General features: G+C 53.0%; 4 protein-coding genes. 3 read left to right on the top strand and 1 reads right to left on the bottom strand.

Annotated elements, in window-relative coordinates; genetic code table 11:
* Positions 1 to 149: 149 nt before the first annotated feature.
* Positions 150 to 1,475, bottom strand: coding sequence for a YihY/virulence factor BrkB family protein (locus tag ABYP39_RS17160; protein ID WP_372783808.1), 1,326 nt, complete (start codon positions 1,473 to 1,475; stop codon positions 150 to 152).
* A 297-nt stretch (positions 1,476 to 1,772) separates the two neighbouring features.
* Between ABYP39_RS17160 and ABYP39_RS17155 the strand changes: the two genes are divergently transcribed.
* From ABYP39_RS17155 to ABYP39_RS17145, 3 genes are all read left to right on the top strand, one after another.
* Complete coding sequence (locus ABYP39_RS17155; protein ID WP_372783806.1) at positions 1,773 to 2,432, top strand: arylesterase; 660 nt, start codon at positions 1,773 to 1,775, stop codon at positions 2,430 to 2,432.
* Positions 2,433 to 3,124: 692 nt separating this feature from the next.
* On the top strand, positions 3,125 to 4,054 hold the full coding sequence (locus ABYP39_RS17150; RefSeq protein WP_372783804.1) for a glutathione S-transferase family protein: 930 nt from the start codon (positions 3,125 to 3,127) through the stop codon (positions 4,052 to 4,054).
* A 58-nt stretch (positions 4,055 to 4,112) separates the two neighbouring features.
* Positions 4,113 to 4,931 (top strand): cation diffusion facilitator family transporter, encoded by an 819-nt coding sequence (locus tag ABYP39_RS17145; RefSeq protein ID WP_372783802.1) that lies wholly within the window; start codon positions 4,113 to 4,115, stop codon positions 4,929 to 4,931.
* Positions 4,932 to 5,172: the final 241 nt, after the last annotated feature.

The raw sequence follows: 5,172 nt of genomic DNA, 5'->3' as shown, positions 1-5,172 counted from the left end.
CCACAGCTGACGGCGTCGTCGTTGATTGATGCTGCCACCGAGTTTAAACCTATCGACGAGCGCCTTCTTCTGGGGAAACGTTAGTCTTTTTGAATGCGAGCGCGATCCCGTTGTTTTTCCACGATTGAGTGCGATTTGCTGCACGCTCGTTATTTACGCAAAATAAGCTCCCGAAGGTTGTTGCCTGCCAACCGCTCCTGCGCTGCGGTATCGGCCTCGTCCGCTAATTCGGTGATCAAGGGTGTTATTGGAATATGGCGCAGATCATGATCCAGCTCTGGGTCGGTGCTGCGCACGGCGGCGCGTACGGTTGCCATACCAATCTGCTCCAGGTCTGTGCCTGGCACGAACCGTTCTTCTTTTTCATCGGTCATCATGAGTAGCCCGCAGCGCTCAAGTTGGTGTGTAAGCTCGCCTAGCGCATCGGCAGGAATGCGGTAGTGATCAGACAGGGTGTTTACATTCCATATGGGTTGTCGCTCCCGGAATGATTTGCCCACCAGATACATGATATCCATTGCCAGTCGCTCCCGGACCTCACTGCTCAGGGTGAGCCGTCCCGTTTTCCTTTCGATAAAGTTCGGGTTCTGAATATAGAATGCCGCCAGCGCACCGAGTAGCAGGATCAACCAATTCAGGTATAGCCAGATCATCGAGGTAAGCACAATCGCAAAGCTTGAGTAGATGGCCACGTATTTTCCCGAGCCAACAACAAAGGTGGCAAAGATCCAGCCGACACTCTGCCAGGCCACTCCAGCTCCGAAACCTCCAACTAGCGCTGCCCCCAGCTTAACCTCGGTATTGGGCACAAAAATGTAGATGAAGGTAAACGTGCCTATAACAATGAGGTAGGGCAGTAGCCGAGAGACGATGAGCATTAGTGTGCCAAACGGCTCTACGCTAACAATCTGCTGGACGATCCCGTTGCTGGAAACAGCTGCCGTGAGTGCGACGGCGGCAGAAATCAACAGCGGGCCAATCAGTATCACGGTGAGATAGTTTGAAAAACGCTTACTGATACTGCGGGGTTCCTGCACGCGCCACACAAAATTGAAGGCGGCTTCGATTTTCTGAACCAATGAAATGATGAGGTAGATCAGTACCGCAAGCCCGATGGTGCCGAGTACATCTGCCCGCACGTTTTCAACAAAACCCATTACGCGCTGCGCCAGCTCGCTGCCGTTGGGCCCAAGTTGTTCGAAGGCGCGATAGAGTATGGGCTCCATTCGATTGTGTACGCCAAGCCCTTTCAGTACGGAGAAGCTAAACGCCAGCAGGGGCACCAGTGACAATAGCGTGGTGTACACCAGGCTCATGGCGCGCAGACTGAGTTGCCCAAGAGCTAGGTCGCGGATGATCACATAGAAAAAGCGCAATACATTCACGGTGCGGCGCTTCCATGCTGGCATCGTTGCGACGGCCTGCTCCCAAATTAGGTCGTTCAGCTCTGCGTACCATTTACTGATAAGTGACATTCCGGTCTCTTCAATCTCTTTGTTGGTCTGTTACAGCCCTGTGCCAATACTGCATGCTAGGTTCGCTCTAGGTAGAGTACCAGTACATTGTTCATAAAACGCGCTTTATTCGTTCGTGAGATCAACGTGTGGCTGAGTTGCAGCCCCGGTACCAATGGGTTGCAGGATGGTATATGTTCTCTGGAGCGAGATAGGCTTTCGCAGGGTGTGTACTGCCGAGGTGGTGCATCACCGCAATAGAGAGTAGGCGGTTTTATTTCGCAGAGTATAATAGGCGTAAGTCTATGGGGCAGGTTTATGATGCTTCAATTTGCAGTGAATGGGTTTATAAGGAGTGGGTCTATAGGGCATAAGCTTGCTAGGATGCTGCTTTTTTTGTGTTCCGCTTGCTTATTGCAGGCCTGTGATTCACCCAAGTTGACAACGCTTGATAGCGCGGATGTTGTTATAGCCTTTGGCGATAGCTTAACGGCGGGTGTGGGTGCCAGCACAGGCAACAGTTACCCCAGCGTGCTGGCCCGGCTTTCAGGGTTGACCGTTGTTAACGCTGGGGTTTCTGGAGAAACCACTCATGAGGGGCTACTTCGGCTTCCGAAAGTGATTGAGGAACACAATCCTCGTCTTCTGATACTGCTGGAAGGGGGTAATGATATTCTGCGGAATAAGAGCTTTGCGCAAGTAGAGAAGAATCTGGACAGGATGATACAGCTGGCACTGGATCGCGGTATTCAGGTGGTACTTATCGGTGTGCCCGAAAAGAATCTGTTCTCCAGTTCTGCGCCTTTTTATCGTGCCTTGGCTGAGAAACATGATTTGGTCTTCGACGCTAGCCTGATTGCAGGCCTGATGCGCAGTCCGTCTAAGAAGTCAGATTCCATTCATTTTAATGATGAGGGATATGCACTGATGGCCGAAGGTATTTATGAGCTTCTATCAGACCACGGGGCTATCAATTAACGCCCCGAGCACGCCACCTGTAGCGCACAGTGTTTCGCCGAATTTTTGCTGAATAATCGAAAGTGAAAAATTCAGGTGCATATAGGGTATAGCTCTGGTCGTTTTTGCGCCTAGCCGGGATTGTTTTATACTTGGCGGCGTATAATGCGTGCTCTGAAGAAGCTGACTGTGTAGATAAGCCGCCCAATTATGACGACTCACCAAGTACTCTCCGTATGCGTATAGCCTTAGTTTGTGTTTTCTTGCTGCTTTGCTTTTATGCCGTGCTCGCATTTAACGCGCAAGGCGAGGTGTTAACTACTCTGCGCGGTAAAGTTGAGCGCTGTAGGGTGCTGGGTGGTGCCGAGTCGCTCCAGCACGCCACGATTAAAGCCGAGAATGGCAGTTACCTTATTGCAAGCCTTGAGCATTGTCGTGCCGGGGCTGAGGTGGCTGTTCTGATAAAACGCGGGGCGCTTTATTTTAATACGATTTATGCGGCAGAAGTCGTAGAGTAGAGCAGGCTAGCGCGCCGGCGCTAATTGCCCCTCGGAACGCTAGGGTATCGGTGTGCAGACTTCTCGTCTCGGCTGGCTTGGAGTGCGCTAATTTGCAATGTGCTTTTTTTTTGATCAGAGTGGCGCGTTGAGCCGGCACAGCGTAGGCTACGTGATCTCATTCATATTCTCCCGCGACTACTCAAGAGTGTTCACATGACCGATCCAATGATTCTTCATCACTACGATGGTTCTCCCTATGCTGAAAAGGTTCGGCTGATGTTTGGCTTAACCAATTCTCACTGGTACTCCATGCTGTCGCCGGCGTGGCCACCGAGACCAAGCCTTGATCCGCTGACTGGTGGATACCGCCGAATCCCCGTGGCGCAGTCGGGTGCCGATATTTTCTGTGATACAGCGCTGATTTCACGAGAAGTGGCTGCGGCAACCCAATGCGAAGCTTTGAACCCTCAATCGATGAGTAGTGAAGCGGCAGCACTGATGCAGCAGGCAGAGAAAGAGGCTTTCTTTGCAGCGATTGGGGCGGTTCCGCCGCTGCGGCTGGTTGGCACCATGATTCGCAAGTTTGGCCCTGTGGGCATGTACCGCTTTGTGAAAGATCGCTCGGGCCTGCTCAAAGGCGGATCGGCCCGTGCGCCCCAGCGCGAGGCGGCGGGGCCGGTACTGCAGGCCTTATTGGATGCGCTAGAGCAGCGCTTGGGCGCGCATACCTGGATAAACGGCGAATCGCCCTCAGTTGCTGATTTGGCGGCCTATCATCCGCTGTGGCTGCACGTTAACTGCAACCGGCGCCCCTTACAGGCCGGGCCGAAGGTTCTGGATTGGTTTCAGCGCGTTGGTGATATCGGTCATGGTAGCCGCGAAGAAATATCCCAGAGCGTAGCCTTTGCGGCTGCCAAAGATTCAGAGCCACGCGCGCTGCCCGCGAGCGTTGAGAATGTGCCGGCGGCGATTGGTACGCGGGTAGAGGTGGCCCCGTCTGATTACGGCGTTCAACCCGTTAAGGGCATTTTGGCTGCGGTAACCGATGAGCGGATCATTGTCGCCAGAGATACCGATGAGTTCGGCAAGCTTCACGTGCATTTCCCTCGGGAGGGGTACTCGGTGAAGGTCGTGCAGGATTAACCCAGCGCGGCGAGAGCGTGAGGGCCGACGCCGCTAAGCGATTTTCGGAATTCAGGCTATGCTTAGCCCTATGGATACGCGCGACTCCAATGTTCTCAGGGTGATTCTTATTGAGGGCGCAGCCAACCTGGCTGTGCTACTCATCAAGCTTGGTGTGGGTATTAGCACCGGGTCATTGGCCATTCTGGGGGACGCCGTTCATTCGCTTACCGATGCGTTCAATAATGTTGTTGCATGGTTTGTTACCCGCCATTCCGTTAAACCCGCCGATTCCAAACACCCATACGGCCACCGGAAGTTTGAGACGGTGGCAGTTTTTGTTCTCGCCACGCTATTGGCCACCCTGGCCTTTGAACTGGCCATTCGTGCCCTAACCCGCGATAGGCCAGAAATCGTGTCCGGCCGCCTGGAACTTGGCTTGATGGTGCTGGTGCTGGTTATAAACATTGTGCTGTCCTGGTGGCAACGTCGGTGGGCCAAACAGTTGGACTCCCAGATTTTGCTGGCAGATGCAAACCACACGTTATCTGACGTACTGATTACAAGCAGTGTCATAGCGGCCTGGCAGTTTTCGACGATGGGTTGGTGGTGGGCAGATCAAGCTTGCGCATTAGCCGTGGCGGTCTTCATTCTTTACATCGCCATAGGGCTTTTTAAGAGTACGCTACCGGTGCTGTTGGATGAACGCGCGATCGACGCTGATGCGCTTCGCTCGGCGGTGCGCTGTATTGAAGGTGTTCGTCGGGTAAGCCGAATTCGATCGCGCTGGATCGGGCAGGTGTGCGCTGTAGACCTTGTGATTGCGGTCAATGCCACGCTGACGACCGAAGCGGCTCACGATATTGCAGACCGGGTAGAGGACCAGCTTGCAGAGTAGTTCAACGTTTATGACATCAATATTCATATCGAGCCATTCAGCGCAGATTAGGGTAGAGCACTGATAATCCGGGCTTCTCCGATTTAGCCACAAATTTCGGCAATATTCCCATTCTAGTGTTACCAGCATCCATTTAAGGCCGGCACAACGTAGTCATACGCCGTTGCGTGATTTTCCGGATTGGAAATTATTTTTTCTGCATGTTTCGCTTATATAACGCTCGGGCTTTGGTGTCATGTTT

It is taken from the genome of Litorivivens sp., assembly GCF_041625495.1.
Classification (GTDB): Bacteria; Pseudomonadota; Gammaproteobacteria; order Pseudomonadales; family Spongiibacteraceae; genus Litorivivens.
The sequence above is the reverse complement of the archived record's forward strand: the minus strand, read 5'-3'. Positions and strand labels throughout refer to the sequence as shown.